The 425-nt window shown below is 67.3% G+C and carries 1 pseudogene; it reads right to left on the bottom strand.

Annotated features, from left to right (window positions below):
• Nucleotides 1-407, bottom strand: a pseudogene (locus RM844_RS33005) (hypothetical protein); the annotation flags it as partial.
• Between the last annotated feature and the right edge of the window lie 18 nt (nucleotides 408-425).

Raw genomic sequence — 425 nt, 5'->3', positions numbered from 1 at the left:
GTCACCACGTTGGTCGCCTGTCCCGCGGCCCGGCCTTCCGCGTCGCCAAAGGGGCCGACGTTTGATGTCCCCGCGCGTCCCTTCTTCGCGATCTTGCCGAACCAGCCGTCCATGTGGATCTGGGCGATCGCCAGCGACGCGACCAGCGTGGCCGAGACGCCGCGATCTGGATGAACGCCGGCGTGCGACGCCTTGCCGAAAATCTCGACCTCCCAGCGATCGGCCCCGACAGCGCCGATGGTGAACTGGCCCGGCACGCCACCGTCGGCATTGAAGCCCATCGCCGGATGCCCGAGGTCGGCCAGTTTCGCGAAACGGGCGCCCCACAGGCCGCTTTCTTCGCGGACGGTGAAGAGAAACGTCAACGGCGGATGCGGCAGCTTTTTCTGCAGAATCGTCTCCGCCACCGTGACCAGGCACGCGAC

It is taken from the genome of Streptomyces chisholmiae, assembly GCF_031845445.1.
GTDB lineage: Bacteria > Actinomycetota > Actinomycetes > Streptomycetales > Streptomycetaceae > Streptomyces > Streptomyces chisholmiae.
The sequence above is the reverse complement of the archived record's forward strand: the minus strand, read 5'-3'. Positions and strand labels throughout refer to the sequence as shown.